The following is a 15,834-nucleotide window of genomic DNA, read 5'->3' as shown; positions in this document are numbered from 1 at the left end:
GATATCGAACCGGAAACGGAGAAGCAAGTTGGATAACGAGACCTCTATCCAGTCATCAAGCAGCGCCCCTGAGAATCCGGCGATTGCCGGCCTTATAGAAGGCGATCAGACGTTTGAGACGGTAACGGAACGAATCGTTTCCGTTGTGCTGAGCCAGAGCAAGCACAAGCTGCCTTGGTGGATCATGACCGCCATAGGTTTCTTACTGTTCAACGTCCTCGGCATCTCTCTGACCTACCTCGTGTTCAAAGGTGTAGGTATCTGGGGGATAAACCAGCCGGTAAGCTGGGGGTGGGCGATCATCAACTTCGTATGGTGGATCGGAATCGGACATGCCGGGACGCTCATCTCGGCCTTTTTGGCACTGATGCGTCAGCAATGGCGCGCTTCGATCAACCGATTTGCCGAGGCGATGACCATCTTCGCCGTTATGTGCGCCGGTATCTTCCCCGCGCTGCACACGGGACGTCCGTGGGTGGACTACTGGATGTTTCCGTTACCCAACATCCTGGCCATGTGGCCTCAATGGCGAAGCCCCCTTATGTGGGATGTTTTTGCGGTAGGTACCTACTTCACCATCTCTGTGCTATTCTGGTTTCTAGGCCTTGTACCCGATTTCGCCACCGTGCGCGATCGGGCGGAAAACCCAATAATCAAGTATGTCTATGCCGTTCTCTCGTTAGGCTGGCGCGGGGCAGCAAGCCATTGGGAGCGCTTTGAGACCGCCTATCTTATTCTCGCCGGTCTTTCAACCCCCCTCGTGCTTTCGGTGCACTCGGTGGTGAGTTTCGACTTCTCGGTGGGAATTGTGTCTGGGTGGCATGCGACGATCTTTCCGCCCTACTTTGTCGCCGGGGCTTTGTATGCAGGGTTTGCCATGGTCATTATGCTGGCGATTCCGTTGAGAGTTTGGTATCACCTCGAAGACTATGTAACGATGAAGCACTTTGACTGGATGGCCAAAATGATGCTTACCTCAGGGCTAATCGTGTTCTACGGCTACATTATGGAGTGCTTCTTCGCCTACTTTGGGGGTGACTATTTCGACAGGCGGATGATGGAGTTTCGCCAGTTCGGGCCCTATGGATGGGCTTATTGGGTGCTGATCCTCACAAACTGTATTATCCCGCAGGCTTTGTGGCTGCCGTGGGTAAGACGCAACCTTAACTGGCTCTTCTTCATCTCGGTGGTCATTAGCATCGGCATGTGGTTTGAGCGCTACGTGATCGTCGCTGTGTCGCTTACCCGCCAATTTCTACCGGCTACCTGGGGGTACTATACCAACACGATTTGGGATGTGTTGGTCTATTTAGGGACGTTTGGCCTATTCACCTTCTTCTTCTTCCTGTTCGTGCGCTTTGCTCCGATGATCTCGGTTTTCGAGATGCGCGACCTTGTTTGGCGTCGGTTCCACTTCGGCCACCATGGGCACGAATCCGAGACGACGGAGATGGAGCACACGACGGGCACTGCGGAGGCCTAGCCTAGAATGCAACAGGAGTACTAGACATGAACTCGAACCTCTACGGTCTTGTTGCCGAGTTTAATAATCCGGATGATCTTTTAAGGGCTGCCAGAGCGGTACGTGAGGCCGGTTACCGTAAGGTAGAAGCTTACACGCCTTTTCCTGTACACGGCCTTTCAGAGGCTTTAGAGATACACGATTGGCGTATGCCCTGGCTCATCTTCCTCGGAGGGGTAACCGGCTGCGTTTTCGGTTTCTTGATGCAGTGGTACACGGCGGTGATTGACTATCCGTGGAATATAGGCGGAAAGCCCTATAACAGCTGGCCGCAGTTCATACCGATCACCTACGAATGTACCATTCTGTTTGCAGGTCTCACCGCGTTTTTCGCGACGATCTTTTTGAATGGCCTTCCGCGTCCCCATCATCCAATTTTCAATGCGCCCCGATTTGAGCGGGCAACCTCCGATCTCTTTTTCCTTTGCATTGAGGCGGATGATGGCATGTTCGACAGGGAGGGAACCGAGGAGTTTCTACGCGGCTTGGGGGCTCAGCTGGTGTCGGAGGTGGAAAAGTGAGTTCTATTCAATGGCGAAAGGTGGGCTGGTTGCCTTTGGCGGCGATGGCGCTTTGGCTTCTCGCCGGATGTCACCAGGATATGTGGGATCAGCCCAAAGCCGATGACTATAGCCCTTCTGAGGTGTTTCCTGATGGAGCCACCATGCGTCCTTTGCCGGCTCATACTGTTGACCGCACGCATTTTTGGACAGATGAGGGGCGCTATACAGGCTATGTAGGCACGCATTATGTTGGCAATAAGCTGGTGCTGGGGCGTCTGGTAACACGCTTTCCATTCAAAATCACCTATGAGGATTTGAAGCGCGGGCAGGAGCTCTACAATATCTACTGTTCTCCATGCCATGGGGCGTTAGGCAACGGGATGGGGATGATCGCCATGCGTGGTTTGGCTCTGCGGCGACCTCCGGCAACCTACCATACCGATCGGTTACGGAAGATGCCCATTGGCCACTTTTACGATGTGATCACCAATGGCTACGGCACGATGTTCTCCTATGCCTCGCGCATCGAACCGGACGATCGATGGCGTATCGTTGCCTACATTCGAGTGCTTCAGCGCAGCCAAGATGCCAAGCCTTCAGACCTTCCCCCTGGAGTGGACATCAGCAAGCTGCCACTGATACACACCACCGGAGATACAGGGCCGGCATGGCATAACATCACCTACACTGCTCCCTATATCTCCATCTCGTCCACAGAAAATGGGGGACCGATAAGTACCAATCAAGAGGGAAGCACGAAATGAATAAGGAACAAAGCTTTCCAAGAACCTATACGAATCTCCAGGTTTTAGGGGCTATTTGTGCGATCTTAGGGGCCCTCTGCCTCATCCCCTACGCCTCCAATTTAGAGCAACTCTACCGTGGCTATCTCACCGGATGGGTTTTTCTTGTGAGCCTCTCTATAGGATGTCTTGGCTTGACGCTCTTGCAGGGAATGGTACGTGCTCAGTGGGGAGTGCCCGTGGTACGGATTTATGAGGCGGGAGCTAAAATCCTCCCCTTATTAGGGATAGCGTCGTTACCTATTGTCTATGCGGCCTTCACGCATCACCTCTATCCTTGGGCGAATCCGGCCGAGGTGGCCAAAGATAGCGTTTTACGTTGGCGTGCACCCTACATGAACGCTCCCTTCTTTTTCTTAAGAACTATCTTTTACTTTTTAGTGCTGTCTTGGTTCGCCTTTCAAGCGGTGAAGTTAAGACGGCTGCAGGACGAGACGGGAGATGTGCTTTATGAGAACAAATTGGCCAGCTTTTCGGCTCCTGCCTTTGTGTTCTCTGTCTTGCTCGCAACCTTCGCCATCACCGACTGGGTTATGACGCTGGATAAGCACTGGTACTCAACCATTTACGGCTTTTACTTCTGCATTAGCAGCGCGCTGACTGCCCATGCCTTCACCGTCTTCCTCGTGTGCCGCCAGAAAATAAAGGGCTACGCACCTTATGATAAGCTGATCACACCGCAGCGTACCAAAGACCTCGGCAACCTCATGCTTGTGATGACCATGGTGTGGGCTTACTTTGCTGTATCGCAGTTCATCATTACCTGGTCGGGCGATCTGCCCTACGAGATCGAGTTTTATCTGCGGCGCAACACCGATTTCGCTTTCGCCACGTTCACCACGTTTTTGGTGATCTTTCACTTCTTCGTGCCTTTCCTATTACTGCTTTCTGGTCGCACGAAGCGAGTTCCTGCCCTATTGGCGATGACGGCCACCATACAGTTTCTGGCCTGTTTGGTGGATATCGTGTGGAATGTGGAACCGATGTTCCATTCCCTCAACGCGAGCTTTGCCGCCCAATTTCAAGGCTTTCTTTCCTATTTAGGCGGCTTTCTGCTGCTGGGTGGCCTATGGCTCGTGCTCTTCGTGTTCAATTTGCGAAGGAATCGCCTGGTGCCGCTCTACACGGCAGGGTTGCCCACAGAAGTGCTAGAAACGGAGGTACTACAGCATGCATCCTAGTCATGGTCATGGCGGCTCTCCTACCCCTGGGGCGCGTTATGAGAAAAGCGATCTGACACCTCAAGTGGTTGCGATGACGCTTTTCGGCTTGGCGTTTTTAGCCACCCTCGCTGCCGTTGTCATTGGACTCTGCAAGCCGTATATTCTGCATGTGGCACCAGAGCGTACCTCTAAGTTTCCCATACCGCGGGAGGCGGTGCGTCCGGCGGAGCCTCGGCTGCAGGCAAACCCCACTATAGACATTCAAAACCTGCGCAAGGATGAGGAGTTTATCTTGAACACTTACAGCCGGGATCCGATCTCTCATAAACTGCATATTCCGGTGGAGAGGGCGATGGAGATTGTGGCGAAGGAAGGATTGCCAACGTGGCCGAACCCGGCTCAGCCCGACCCGATGGAGCCAAATGAGCCTTCCTACACCGTAGGGCAGGCATCCGACCAGTTGCCTCAGGCCACGGTGCAGGGAGCAAAGGGAGAGAGTGCTACCGGTGTACAGAGCTATGGTGTTTCCACAGAGACCTACCAGCCGGGGATGAGTTCCATGGGTTCCCCTTAACTTATGAAGCAGAACCGGTTGGCAAAGCCGTATTTAAGATAGAAGTATCCAAATTCGGCAAAGGTTTTTATGGGCGAGAAAGAGGCGATGAACATGGTTGTGATACGAAAGACGTATATGGCGCTGGCTACCCTTTTGGGCGGGCTAGGCTTGATGAGTATGGGTGCGAGTGCCCAGACTAATTCATCCCAAGTGGCGGCGCAAGCGGTAGCCCAGTCGGCCACAAGCCCGACGAAAGGGGTTTACTACGAACAGAAAGTGAACCATACGATTCCGCTAGACCTAACCTTTACGAACTCTAGAGGACAAGTAGTGGCTCTGAGGCAGTTTTTTGACGGCAAGCATCCGGTCATTCTCGTTACCCCCTTTTACCGGTGCAAGGCGGGCTGCACTTTGGAGCTGCAGGGAATGGCGGATGTCTTTGGAAAGCTGAAGTATAAGCTGGGGCGCGATTTTACGGCTCTTACCATAAGCATTAACCCCTTAGAGCCGCCTCAGTTAGCCGCACAGACGAAAGAAGGTTATCTCAAGATGACCCGCAACCAGCCTTATGCGGCTGAGGGATGGCACTTTATGGTGGGAACCCAAAAAAACATCCAGGCGCTGGCTCAGGCCACGGGGTTTCACTACAACTATAATCTACAGTATCAACAGTTCGTACACCCCACCGGCATCTTGGTGCTGACCCCGCAGGGACGCATCTACCGTTACTTCTTCGGCACCGATTACAACCCCTCTGATCTGAAAATCGCGCTAATCAAGGCCTCGCAGAATCAGATCGGTTCTCCGATAGACCAGATCATCGCCATCTGCTGTACCTGGAACCCAACCACAGGGCATTACGGGGTGGTGATTCAGCGCGTGATTGTAGGTGCGGGCACTTTGACTGTGCTAGCCCTCGCCGGAGTGATCGGCGGGTTGTTTTACTGGGAGAAGAAGCACCCGAAGCTGCCGCCTGTTGCGCCAACAGAGGGCGAACCACACAACGCTGGAGGAGCGATCTGAGTTATGGAGTTACCTGTTATTCCACCGGCAGCATCTACCTTTGCCGATGAGGTGGATCACATCTTTTACACATTAGTAGGGCTTACGATATTCTTCACGGCCTTGGTGTTCTGCTTGCTCATAGTTTTCGTTGTGCGGTACCATCGAGGCTCGAAGGCAAACCGAGCAAACCGCTCTTTTGGCAATCTGCCTATGGAGTTGACATGGTCAATCATCCCCGGTATTATCGGGTTGGTGATATTCGCATGGTCGGCTCGGCCTTATGCGGAGGCCTACAACCCGCCAGCGGATGCACAGGAGATTTTGGTCATCGGCAAGCGATGGATGTGGCATTTGCAACACGCCGATAGCGGCATTCGCGAAAACAACGAGCTTCATATCCCTGTGGGTAAGGCCATTAAGCTTACCATGATCTCGCAGGATGTGATTCATGGCTTCTATGTGCCCGCCTTTCGTGTAAAGCGAGACTGTCTGCCGGGGTACTACAATACCGTGTGGTTCATTCCAACCAAAGTAGGGAAGTATCCGTTCTACTGCACGGAATATTGTGGGACGAACCACTCGAAGATGGGAGGGTTCGTCTATGTGATGACGCCTGCCGATTATCTTCAATGGAAAGAGAATGGAGGTAACCTGGAGGTGGCGCATCGTGAGATCGCAGCCGAGCGCGGCTACGATCTCTTCAACAAGTATGGATGCGCCAACTGCCATGCGAGTGAGGATGGGGTGCATGGCCCCACGCTGAACGGTCTGTACGGATCGAAGGTCGTTCTGCAAAACGGACAAACGGTGACCGTTGACGATAACTTTATTCGTCAGTCCATCGTAAATCCCGACTCGGTTCGTGTGGCAGGCTATCCTCCGCTTATGCAGGCCTATTCCGTTGGGGATGGGCCGGGGCAGTTGAGTGAGGAGGAGATTTTGGAACTGATCGCCTACATCAAATCCCTAGGCGGTCAGAATCTGAGAACTTTAAAAACAACGTCATCGTCAACGCAACCCTCAAAAGGGGCTGGTGGAAAGTGAGCAATAGAGCAGTGCTCGTGCAAGACTGTGAGAGTGCTCTAGAAAGTGATAAAGAAGGGGTGTTGAACAATGAGTAGCATATCTGTACCAGGTGCCGTACCGGTTCCTGAAAGTCGCAAGGAACGCGAGAACTATCTGAACATTCAGCATACGGTAGCGTCTTGGCTCCTAACGCTAGACCATAAGCGCATCGCGATCCTCTATCTTTTAGGAATCACCTTTATGTTCGCGATTGGAGGGGCTGCCGCCGCCGGCATACGCATTGCGCTTGTGCGGCCGCACGACACCTTCTTCTCGAACGAGGTTTACAACAAGCTGTTCTCCATTCACGGGATCGTGATGGTGTTTTTCTTCTTAGTTCCATCGATTCCGGCGGTGTTTGGCAACTTTGCCCTACCGCTTATGATCGGCGCGCGTGATGTGGCGTTTCCACGCTTGAACTTGCTGAGCTGGTATCTCTATATGACCGGCAGCTTCCTTATGCTGCTGGCGATCATCTTTGGCGGCGTAGACACCGGCTGGACGTTCTATACGCCCTACAGCTCGGTGTATAGCGACACGAACGTCTCTTTGGTGATCTTTGGGGTGTTTATCGCCGGATTTTCCTCCATTGCGACAGGGGTTAACTTCCTCGTGACCATCCACAAGATGCGTGCTCCAGGGATGACCTGGTTCCGGATGCCGCTTTTTGTATGGGCGATGTATGCTACAAGCATCATCATGATCTTGGGCACGCCGGTGGTAGCCATCACGCTCTTTCTGGTTGCGATGGAGCGTATTTTCGGATTCTGCGTGTTTAACCCGGTATGTGGAGGCGACCCGCTGCTGTTCGAGCACCTGTTCTGGTTCTACTCTCACCCCGCCGTCTATATCATGATCCTGCCCTCAATGGGGGTGGTAAGTGAGGTCATTGCCTGCTTCTCACGAAAACGCATCTTCGGATATGAGTTCGTGGGTTTCTCCAGCCTAGCCATCGCCCTCCTTGGTTTCCTCGTGTGGGGACACCATATGTTTGTGACCGGCGAGTCGATGTACAGCGGCATGGTGTTCTCTCTGCTCTCCTTCCTTATCGCTGTACCGTCGGCTATAAAGGTGTTTAACTGGTCGGCAACCTTATACAAGGGCAACATATGGCTATCTGCCCCTATGATCTACGCCCTTGGTTTCATCGGGTTGTTTACCATTGGCGGCCTTACGGGCTTGTATCTGGCGTCTCTGGCGGTAGATGTCCATCTTAACATGACCTATTTCGTGGTGGCCCACTTCCATTATGTTATGGTAGGTGGCGCCATTTTCGGGTTCATGGCAGCCCTTCATTTCTGGTGGCCTAAGATGACGGGGCGGCTCTATCCGGAGAGCTGGGCGAAGCTGGCCGCGTTGATCATGTTCATCGGTTTCAATCTCACCTTCTTCCCACAGTTCATTTTGGGCTACCTCGGCATGCCGCGACGCTATCACTACTACCTGCCGGAATACCAGGCTTGGAACATTCTCTCCTCAGCGGGTGCAAGCGTGCTCGCGGTAGGTTACATCATCCCCTTCTGCTACCTGCTCTGGTCGCTGTTCAAGGGAGCGCCGGCGGGGGATAATCCTTGGGGAGCCGTGGGGCTAGAGTGGACGATCTCCTCTCCACCGCCCTCTCATAACTACGATGAGGTACCCATCGTTACCTGGGAGGCCTACGATTATGAACCGGTGATTCAAGCGGAGCTGGCCGGGGCTGCTGTGGGCCATCCCCTCATGACGACTGAAGAACCGTATATAAAGGAGACAGAATGAGTACCGTAGAACTGGAACATCCCACGTTCGCACCCCAACATGTGGGTCATCAGTTCGAGGAGCTAGATCAGCAGAACGACGCCTACATTGTGGGCATTTGGATATTTCTCGTAACGGAGATTATGTTCTTCGGGGCGCTTTTCTTAGCGCTTACTATCTACCGTTACAACTATGCCACTGCCTTCGAGGAGGCGCATAACGCCCTTAACTGGAAGCTAGGCATGCTGAATACCTTCATCCTGCTCACGAGTAGCTTCTTTATGGCGATGGCTGTTAGGGCGAAAACACTAGACCACCGCTCTGAAACGAAGATGTGGTTAGGCCTAACTCTGCTCTGCGCTTTTGGCTTCCTAACGGTTAAGTATTTCGAGTACTCGGCCGAGATACGGGAACATCATTTCCCCGGGCCGACCTTCCGTTGGGAAGCCCCTAGCAGAGCAAACGTTGAGGCCAACACACCGCTTATCCAAATGAGCGAAGCTCCAAAAGGAATCGCCGGCTTAGGGAACTACACACCGCAGCCTATTGAACATCATGCACATCAACTCTTCTTTAGCCTCTATTTTATCATGACCGGGCTTCATGGGCTGCACGTGCTCGTCGGCATTCTTGTGTTGGGGTGTCTGTGGGTACTCATCGCTGTGAAACATCCGGCAGTGGAGGACTACATCCCTCTAGAGATCGGGGGAATCTATTGGCACTTTGTTGACATCGTATGGATATTTCTCTATCCTTTAGTCTATCTTATCGGGAGGCAGTAGCAAATGGCAGCACATGGTACGACGCACACGCATGAAGAGGGAGGGCATCACGAGCCGCATGTGGTGCCAGTATGGTACTATGTTGGGGTCTATATTATCCTGCTGGTTTTGTTGGTGTTGACGGTGGTCGTGTCGCGCTTCGACTTAGGCGCGCTGAACATTATAGTGGCGTTGCTGGTCGCTGTTGCGAAGACCTCGTTAGTGATCTTGATCTTTATGGGAGTGAAGTGGGCTTCACGACTGGCTTGGATATGGTCGGTTTTCGGGTTTATTTGGCTTTTAGTCTTGTTTGGCACGTTGGGGGACTACATCACCCGTGAGTGGGTTCATCTGCCGATGGGTTGGTAGAGTGAGTGCTTATCGCCGTTAGATGGCCTCCTGCAAAAAGCAGGAGGCCTTTTGTTTACCAATAGCTCCAGTTATGGGTGTGGAGAATGTATAGTCCGAGAAGGAGATTGGTAAGCATGTGGGCAATGAGGGGGGCCGTGAGCGTGCGGGTGTAGCGAAGGAGAAGCGCATAAAGAAGGCCACAGAGAAAAGCCGATAGCCACTCCGGGTGGGCGAGTGCGAACAGACCACTGCCGAGCAAAAGGGCGGTATTCGAAAAGCCCTCAATAGGGAGCTGTACAAAATCCTTGTCCGGCGCGGTGAACAATCGGAGTAGGAAAGAACGCCAGAAAAGCTCCTCCATAATAGGCACCATAATTACGAGGCCATAGAAGCGCAGAATGAGGAAGAGGTTTCGTTTCAGTGGGTCAGGCAAGAAGAGGTAGGGGTCAAAAGCTGAGCGCTGGCCTAAGGGGAAATGGAACGGCGTGGCTCTATCGAGCGGAACCCAGAAGAGATAGACGGTAAGTCCAACAACCAGAGCTGGTAAAACCGCGCTCGGTTGCCAACGATAGTCTTTCAGTGGCGTGCGAAAGATGCACAGTGTTGCAGTTACCACAGCGATCTTGGCCGTGTAGACGAACGGATAGTCCGGTTTTGGAAGCGAGCTTTCAAGTAAGGTGAACAGAATAAAGAGACCGGTGGGCGCTAAATAGCTCACTAGCAGCGCGTTATGGGATTGGGTAGGGGGCGCGTTTTGGGATACAGTCACTTTATTTTGGTCTCCATTCGGCCAACGCCTGACCATAGAGTGGGTTCGGGCAGATATGCCAGCGATCCAGGCCGTTATCGTGTGCAGGTGTTACGGCGATAATACGCCTGTCGGCAAGGAAATCTAGAGTATATTCTAGCCGATGTAGGCTTTTTGTATCTGATGGGGGAAGTATATCGAAGACGAGCCCGGTGGTGTGGTAACTGAAGGAAAGGGGAGGTCCTTCGTTTATGGGCACCTGCTGCACAGCAGCGCTCCTATTATCGCCATTCGAATCGGCGCTACTGTCGGCTTTAGGGGATGCTGGGGTAGGGTTTAAGAGAAGGCAATCGCCGACGGTGAGTGGCTCTGTGCCGCCAAATCGTTTGTAGAGGGTAGTGATGAGCCGGAGTGTGCCGTAGGCTTCAGGGCGTAGGAGAGGGAAGCGGTGCTTAGAGGAGGGAGGGATATTGAGGTGGATATCGTTTGTGTTTTGCACCGGCAGGAGGAGATGTTTTTGGACGGCCTCCTCTACCTCCTGGGCGGTTTCAAAAGCATAGGAAGGGCCTTCGGGATACCACACGGCATCTTGCAATCGGCCGGGCATCAGGGTGTTCCACGTTGGGAAGAGCGAACCAGGATTTTTCTGGAAATGTTGGATAAGATGAGCCGCTTCTAGTACCTTCCACCAGTAGTGGCGGTGATCATCTCCACGGCTGTAGAGGTAATCGAAAGCGCTGATATGGTGGTTCGGCGAGGTGGTAAGATAGACCTGGGCATAGGTGAGAGGATGGCCGTGATCACCGTGAAGAATGAGAATGCTGGTGGGTGCCGTTTTGCCTGTGTAGAGGTGAAGCAGTTTTAGCTCTCCGGCCTGGCCGCCATGGTAGGCTTGGAATATCCATTCTAGAGAGGGAAAACGAGGATAGAGATGTAAGAGGTAGCGTGCTTGAGCGAATAGGGCCAGGCGTGTATCGAAGCGTTGGTCTATTTGAGCGCGCTCTTGGGCGAGTTTATCGCGTAGATTGCGAAGGTTTTGAGAGAGCACAGGAGGACCGGAGTTTGAGGCGACCTCGGTGCTTTTTGCGATTTGCAAATTGAGACTCACTATCTGTTGGGTAAGAAGCTGAGCTTTCCGTGGGTCTACTCTCAGTCCTTGCTCACGCGCTAGAGAGGGAATCCACTGGGCGACACCGGCGGCATTGGCCGAGGAGATTTGATTTTCATCACCGCCAGATTCCACAAGGAGGTCTGCGAGATGGAACAGCACCCATCTCTCTTTTGCCCTTTCATAGGAGAGATGCTGGCTATGAGCAAGCATCTTTAGGTAAGGTTGTACTTCTTTTTGGTTGGCTGCTTCCTCAACAAGAGAACGCAGTTGCATGACGCGTTGCATCGCCGCGAGAGAGTCTAGCCTACCGAGTAGCGGTTTTTTCCATCTTTCGAGGAGGTTTTGAAGGAGGAGGGCACGAGGCATCTGAAGAGGCAAGGGAGCCGCCCCAAGTGGAGGAATGGCGATACGACGATGATGAGGGGTATGAAGGGAACAACCGGCAAGCAACGCAAGCGTACCTAGAGCAGCAACGATTTTCGCGTGCCGCCACGGAAGATGAACGATTTTGGCATGCATGAAGCTATTGTACCCGTCTTCTTTTGTAAGTCGAGGGCCGAAGTGTGGTATAATAGCAAACACAATTTCAAGCAGGCTCGCGAGTGATGCGGGCCGTGTGAGGTTTAGAGGGGGAACGAACCATTTGGCACAGGTAAAAGTAAATCCTGGTGAAAGTTTGGATGTGGCGCTGAAGCGCTTCAAGAAGATGATTATGGAGAGCGGTATTCTGAAAGAGGCGCGCGAGCACGAACATTATGAAAAACCGAGTGATCGCCGCCGTCGTGAGGAAGCCGCCCGCCAACGCAAGCTCCTTCGAGCTCGTCGTCAAGCGGAAGCGCGCGAAGGAAGATAGCACTGCGTTAGCAATTTTGGGAAACCAGGGGTGGTTTGCAAACCATCCCTGGTTTTGTGTTACAACGTGTGATGCCGGTAACGGCTACGACGGCGCAGGTAGGGGTTGAGGGCAAGCGATTTACTAGGGGGAGGAACGACATTAAGGCTAACCTTGGTGGTATCCCCGTTGTAGAGCATATCGGCAAGCATTTTGGTGGCTTCGGCGGGTTTGATGTAGACGTAGCTGCGGCCCTCCACGCAGGGAAGAATGGCCAAATGGATATTTTGCTGGGGGAGTTGGGTAGCCCAGTGAACAAGAGCTAACATTTGGCTCTGCGACATGTTAGTTTCCATGTCATCCGAAACCGTGTTGAGAATATCGGGTAGAGCTAAGAAGGCCTTGGGACTCATTACCTTTGCACGTAGTGCCTCCAAAAACTCGTGCTGACGCTGTTCTCTTACCAAGTCGTTATCGCTGTGCCGAATACGCACAAAGCCCATAGCTTGGTAGCCGTTAAGATGCTGGAACCCTTTTTTCAGATGGACGTGGAGGTGACCCCAATTGTCGTCGTAGTTGAGGTCTTTATCTACATAAAGGTCTACACCTCCTACGGCATCCACGATTTTTTGAAAGCTTTCAAAGTGGAGAGCTACGGTATAGTCGGGGTTGATTCCGAAATCCTGTTGAAGCGTTTCGTCGGTCAGTGCATTTCTACCCCACTCATGGGCTGCATTGATCTTATCAAACCCCCGATGGCCGGGGATATGTACAGCCGAATCTCGTGGGATGGAAACGATATTCAGCGTATTGTTATCGAAGTCTACATGAGCGATTAAGAGCGCGTCGCTACGCCCGGGTGAACCTGGAATAGGGACCGGTTTATCATTATAGTAGTCTGCATCGCAGCCAAGCAGGGCGATGATGAGGTTGTGTTGTTGTGGCCCTTGGAATTGGCGTGAGATTGCATAAGGCGCGAAAATATCGTGATGCGTGATGACGGTTGCGATGTTGTGGGGCGTGAAGTAGTTATTGACCAGTTTCCGTATAAAGGGGCTTCGAGCATAGAAACTTCCGGCGATGACTCCGGTGCCGAGAACAATAAGGGCAACGATAGTAAGTAAACCTCGCTTGAGCCAAATTCCAATTCGGCCCCCTTTGCTCTGCGTATTCTTGACGCTGTTTTGCGTTGGGCGATTCTCTTTCATATATCTGCATTTCCTTCAGGCGTAATCCATCTCTGACATGACGAAGAGAAGACGCATGGAGAGAGAGATTGAAATGATCGTCCGTGTAGAAAGGTGTAACCTTCCTTTACAGCACGTCTCAAACAAGTATAGACTACCCTCTTTCCATCTGTCAAGGGCAAGGCAGTCGTTTGCTCCACCTGCTTCCTATGAGCCGACGCCGATAGATAGGCTCCTTGCGGCGTGAGATGTCGTTTCTGAATCTCTTTTACGGAATTCGAGGCTTAACTATTCGCCCTCTGAGTCATAGCCGGCAGGTGACAGGGGGTTCTCTGTATAATTTAGTAGGGAGTTTTTAAGGCAAGGTTGTTCCTTGTCGGAACATAACCAGATGGAGAGTGAGCAATGAGTCTGAAGAGTTCTCGACGTGAATTTTTGGGCAGCGCCTTGATCGGTGGTTTCAGCATATGGATCGCCGATCCGGCGCGCGCTCAGGGAGGAAAGTCGCCAAACGAGCGAGTTCAGTTTGCTTGCATCGGCGTGGGAGGCAAAGGGGATAGCGATACGGCAGATGCCGCTCGTTTAGGGGATGTTGTGGCCATTTGCGATGTGGATGAGAACACACTCAACCGCGCCGCCCAGAAGTATCCGATGGCCAAAAAGTACAACGACTACCGAAAGATGCTAGAGGAGATGGGTTCGAGCATAGATGCAGTCACCGTAAGCACGCCAGATCATTCGCACGCACCGGCGGCCCTCATGGCAATGGAGATGGGAAAACACTGCTTTTGCCAGAAGCCTCTCGCCCACAGCATCTATGAAATCCATCGTATGATGGAGGTTGCGCGGCAGAAGAAGCTAGCAACCCAGATGGGCAATCAGGGAACAGCAGGAGATAACCTGCGGCGATTTGCGGCTATGGTACGCGCCGGGGCTATCGGCGACGTGACGGAGGTGCATGTGTGGACAAATCGGCCTATCTGGCCACAGGGCATCAGCCGTCCACCTCAGGCACCGGTGCCATCTTACCTTCATTGGAACCTATGGATCGGGCCGGCTCCTTTCCGACCTTATGCACCCGGCTATCACCCGTTTTCGTGGCGAGGCTGGTGGGATTTCGGCACAGGGGCTTTGGGCGACATGGCCTGCCATACCATGAATCTTCCTTTTATGGCGCTTGATCTGCGCGACCCAATCGCGGTAGAGGCCGAAACATCTGGAACGAACCACGATAGTTACCCCTCGTGGTCTATTATTCACTACTATTTCGGTCCGGCTGAGCAGGTAGGGCCGCCCTCATCCGCTTGGCCTGCCGATATGGTGAAGCCGTTCAAGCGCTCTTCGGTGGTGATGCACTGGTACGATGGAGGCAAGCTGCCGCCCGACGATGTGCTTACCGACGTGCCGAGAGACCCTAAAACGGGCAAGATCAGCTCGAGCGGCTCCTTGATGATCGGCACCAAAGGGAAGGTCTATTCTTCGGACGACTACGGGAGCAACAACATCCTGATAGGTGGGGTAGATGTGGGCGAGGTTCCCTTCCCGCAATCTCCTGGCCACTTTGAGGAGTTCGTGCGGGCGATCAAAGAGGGGGTACCGGCCATGTCGAACTTCCCGGATTATGCAGGGCCGCTGGCGTCTATGGCTATCATGGGCAATTTGGCCGTGTGGTCTGCCGGAAAGAAGATCGAGTGGGACGCCAAGAGAATGGTGGCAAAGAACGCTCCGGAGGTAATGCACATCGTTCATCCGACCTATCGGCATGGGTACCACATGTAGCCTATCCACTTCGTTGGGAAAGAAACGACGCGCCTCTCGAAGAGAGAGGCGCGTCAACATTAGTGGGAGGCCGGTGCAGCCTCTCTTGGCGAAAGATGGGTTGCCGTGCCAAAATCCTCAAGTACACATTCCGCTGCGACCTGGCCCGACATAAGCACCATAGGGACACCAGGCCCTGGGTTCACGCTGCCTCCGGCAAAATAGAGGCCTTTAATAAGCTGGCTTCGATTGCCCGTTTTAAAGGCAGAACGCAGCCCACGTTGGGTGACGACCCCATAGATCGCGCCGCGATTGGCCCAGTAGAGCCGTTCGATATCTCTCGGAGTGAGAGCATGAGAAACCTGAATGGATTCTCTTAATCCTGTAAGGCCGCAGCGTTCTAGCTTATCGAGGATGCGCTGTTGGTAAGCGGCACCCTGTTGCTCCCAATGAAAGGCATCGGTGAGATAAGGGCAATGGACCAGCACATAGAGAGCAGTAGTATTGGGTGGGGCTACGGAAGGGTCGGTTATGCTCGGGGCCGCCAGATAGCAAGTCGGGTCGTCGTGAGGGATTTTGTGTTCATAGAGGTCGCGAAACTCGGCATCGCTATCGGCAGAGAAGAAAAAGTTGTGGTGTTGAAGTTGGGGCCATGTGCGATTGCATCCGAGGTAGAGCACAATGCCGGAGCAGGCCGGCTCGAGTTGCTTTTGTCGTTTTGTGAGGTACGCT

At 53.0% G+C, this 15,834-nt stretch carries 16 protein-coding genes; 12 read left to right on the top strand and 4 right to left on the bottom strand.

The window, feature by feature from the left end:
* Positions 1-46: 46 nt before the first annotated feature.
* The 10 genes from nrfD to VKV18_RS08025 all read left to right on the top strand — a co-directional run bounded on the left by nrfD (position 47) and on the right by VKV18_RS08025 (position 9,484).
* Positions 47-1,483, top strand: a complete 1,437-nt coding sequence (gene nrfD / locus VKV18_RS08070) for an NrfD/PsrC family molybdoenzyme membrane anchor subunit (RefSeq protein WP_414647184.1) — start codon at positions 47-49, stop codon at positions 1,481-1,483.
* Positions 1,484-1,509: 26 nt separating this feature from the next.
* Positions 1,510-2,043, top strand: coding sequence for a DUF3341 domain-containing protein (locus tag VKV18_RS08065; protein WP_324203697.1), 534 nt, complete (start codon positions 1,510-1,512; stop codon positions 2,041-2,043).
* The gene (locus VKV18_RS08060) at positions 2,040-2,789 is read left to right on the top strand and encodes a cytochrome c (protein WP_324203696.1); all 750 of its coding nucleotides are present in this window, start codon (positions 2,040-2,042) and stop codon (positions 2,787-2,789) included. Before VKV18_RS08065 ends, VKV18_RS08060 begins: the two co-directional genes overlap by 4 nt.
* Complete coding sequence (locus VKV18_RS08055) at positions 2,786-4,009, top strand: hypothetical protein (RefSeq protein ID WP_324203695.1); 1,224 nt, start codon at positions 2,786-2,788, stop codon at positions 4,007-4,009. The genes VKV18_RS08060 and VKV18_RS08055 overlap by 4 nt, the downstream gene beginning before the upstream one ends.
* Positions 3,999-4,565 carry a hypothetical protein gene (locus VKV18_RS08050; protein WP_324203694.1) on the top strand — a complete coding sequence of 189 codons (567 nt, stop codon included), beginning with the start codon at positions 3,999-4,001 and terminating at the stop codon, positions 4,563-4,565. Before VKV18_RS08055 ends, VKV18_RS08050 begins: the two co-directional genes overlap by 11 nt.
* Positions 4,566-4,658: 93 nt before the next feature.
* On the top strand, positions 4,659-5,570 hold the full coding sequence (locus VKV18_RS08045; RefSeq protein ID WP_324203693.1) for an SCO family protein: 912 nt from the start codon (positions 4,659-4,661) through the stop codon (positions 5,568-5,570).
* 3 nt (positions 5,571-5,573) lie between these two features.
* On the top strand, positions 5,574-6,596 hold the full coding sequence (gene coxB / locus VKV18_RS08040; protein WP_324203692.1) for a cytochrome c oxidase subunit II: 1,023 nt from the start codon (positions 5,574-5,576) through the stop codon (positions 6,594-6,596).
* Between the two features lie 69 nt (positions 6,597-6,665).
* A complete protein-coding gene (locus tag VKV18_RS08035; protein ID WP_324203691.1) occupies positions 6,666-8,375 on the top strand; it encodes a cytochrome c oxidase subunit I in 1,710 nt (569 codons plus the stop codon).
* Positions 8,372-9,136 carry a cytochrome c oxidase subunit 3 family protein gene (locus tag VKV18_RS08030; protein WP_324203690.1) on the top strand — a complete coding sequence of 255 codons (765 nt, stop codon included), beginning with the start codon at positions 8,372-8,374 and terminating at the stop codon, positions 9,134-9,136. Before VKV18_RS08035 ends, VKV18_RS08030 begins: the two co-directional genes overlap by 4 nt.
* A 3-nt stretch (positions 9,137-9,139) precedes the next feature.
* Complete coding sequence (locus VKV18_RS08025; protein WP_324203689.1) at positions 9,140-9,484, top strand: cytochrome C oxidase subunit IV family protein; 345 nt, start codon at positions 9,140-9,142, stop codon at positions 9,482-9,484.
* A 55-nt stretch (positions 9,485-9,539) separates the two neighbouring features.
* On the opposite strand, the gene VKV18_RS08020 is transcribed toward VKV18_RS08025, so the two are convergent.
* Both VKV18_RS08020 and VKV18_RS08015 read right to left on the bottom strand, forming a co-directional pair.
* Positions 9,540-10,235 (bottom strand): CAAX prenyl protease-related protein, encoded by a 696-nt coding sequence (locus VKV18_RS08020; protein ID WP_324203688.1) that lies wholly within the window; start codon positions 10,233-10,235, stop codon positions 9,540-9,542.
* Position 10,236: 1 nt separating this feature from the next.
* Complete coding sequence (locus VKV18_RS08015) at positions 10,237-11,844, bottom strand: hypothetical protein (RefSeq protein ID WP_324203687.1); 1,608 nt, start codon at positions 11,842-11,844, stop codon at positions 10,237-10,239.
* 124 nt (positions 11,845-11,968) lie between these two features.
* On the opposite strand from VKV18_RS08015, the gene rpsU reads away from it, so the two are divergent.
* Entirely contained in the window at positions 11,969-12,178 is a 210-nt protein-coding gene (rpsU, locus tag VKV18_RS08010) for a 30S ribosomal protein S21 (protein WP_016481629.1), read from the top strand.
* A gap of 59 nt (positions 12,179-12,237) precedes the next feature.
* On the opposite strand, the gene VKV18_RS08005 is transcribed toward rpsU, so the two are convergent.
* On the bottom strand, positions 12,238-13,365 hold the full coding sequence (locus tag VKV18_RS08005; RefSeq protein ID WP_324203686.1) for an LCP family protein: 1,128 nt from the start codon (positions 13,363-13,365) through the stop codon (positions 12,238-12,240).
* Between the two features lie 384 nt (positions 13,366-13,749).
* Between VKV18_RS08005 and VKV18_RS08000 the strand changes: the two genes are divergently transcribed.
* The gene (locus VKV18_RS08000; RefSeq protein WP_324203685.1) at positions 13,750-15,123 is read left to right on the top strand and encodes a Gfo/Idh/MocA family oxidoreductase; all 1,374 of its coding nucleotides are present in this window, start codon (positions 13,750-13,752) and stop codon (positions 15,121-15,123) included.
* Positions 15,124-15,182: 59 nt separating this feature from the next.
* On the opposite strand, the gene VKV18_RS07995 is transcribed toward VKV18_RS08000, so the two are convergent.
* Positions 15,183-15,834, bottom strand: a 652-nt coding sequence (locus VKV18_RS07995) for a phytoene desaturase family protein (protein ID WP_324203684.1), incomplete at its 5' end; no start/stop codon positions are given.

The organism is Chthonomonas sp. (assembly GCF_035294505.1).
Lineage (GTDB): Bacteria > Armatimonadota > Chthonomonadetes > Chthonomonadales > Chthonomonadaceae > Chthonomonas.
The sequence above is the reverse complement of the archived record's forward strand: the minus strand, read 5'-3'. Positions and strand labels throughout refer to the sequence as shown.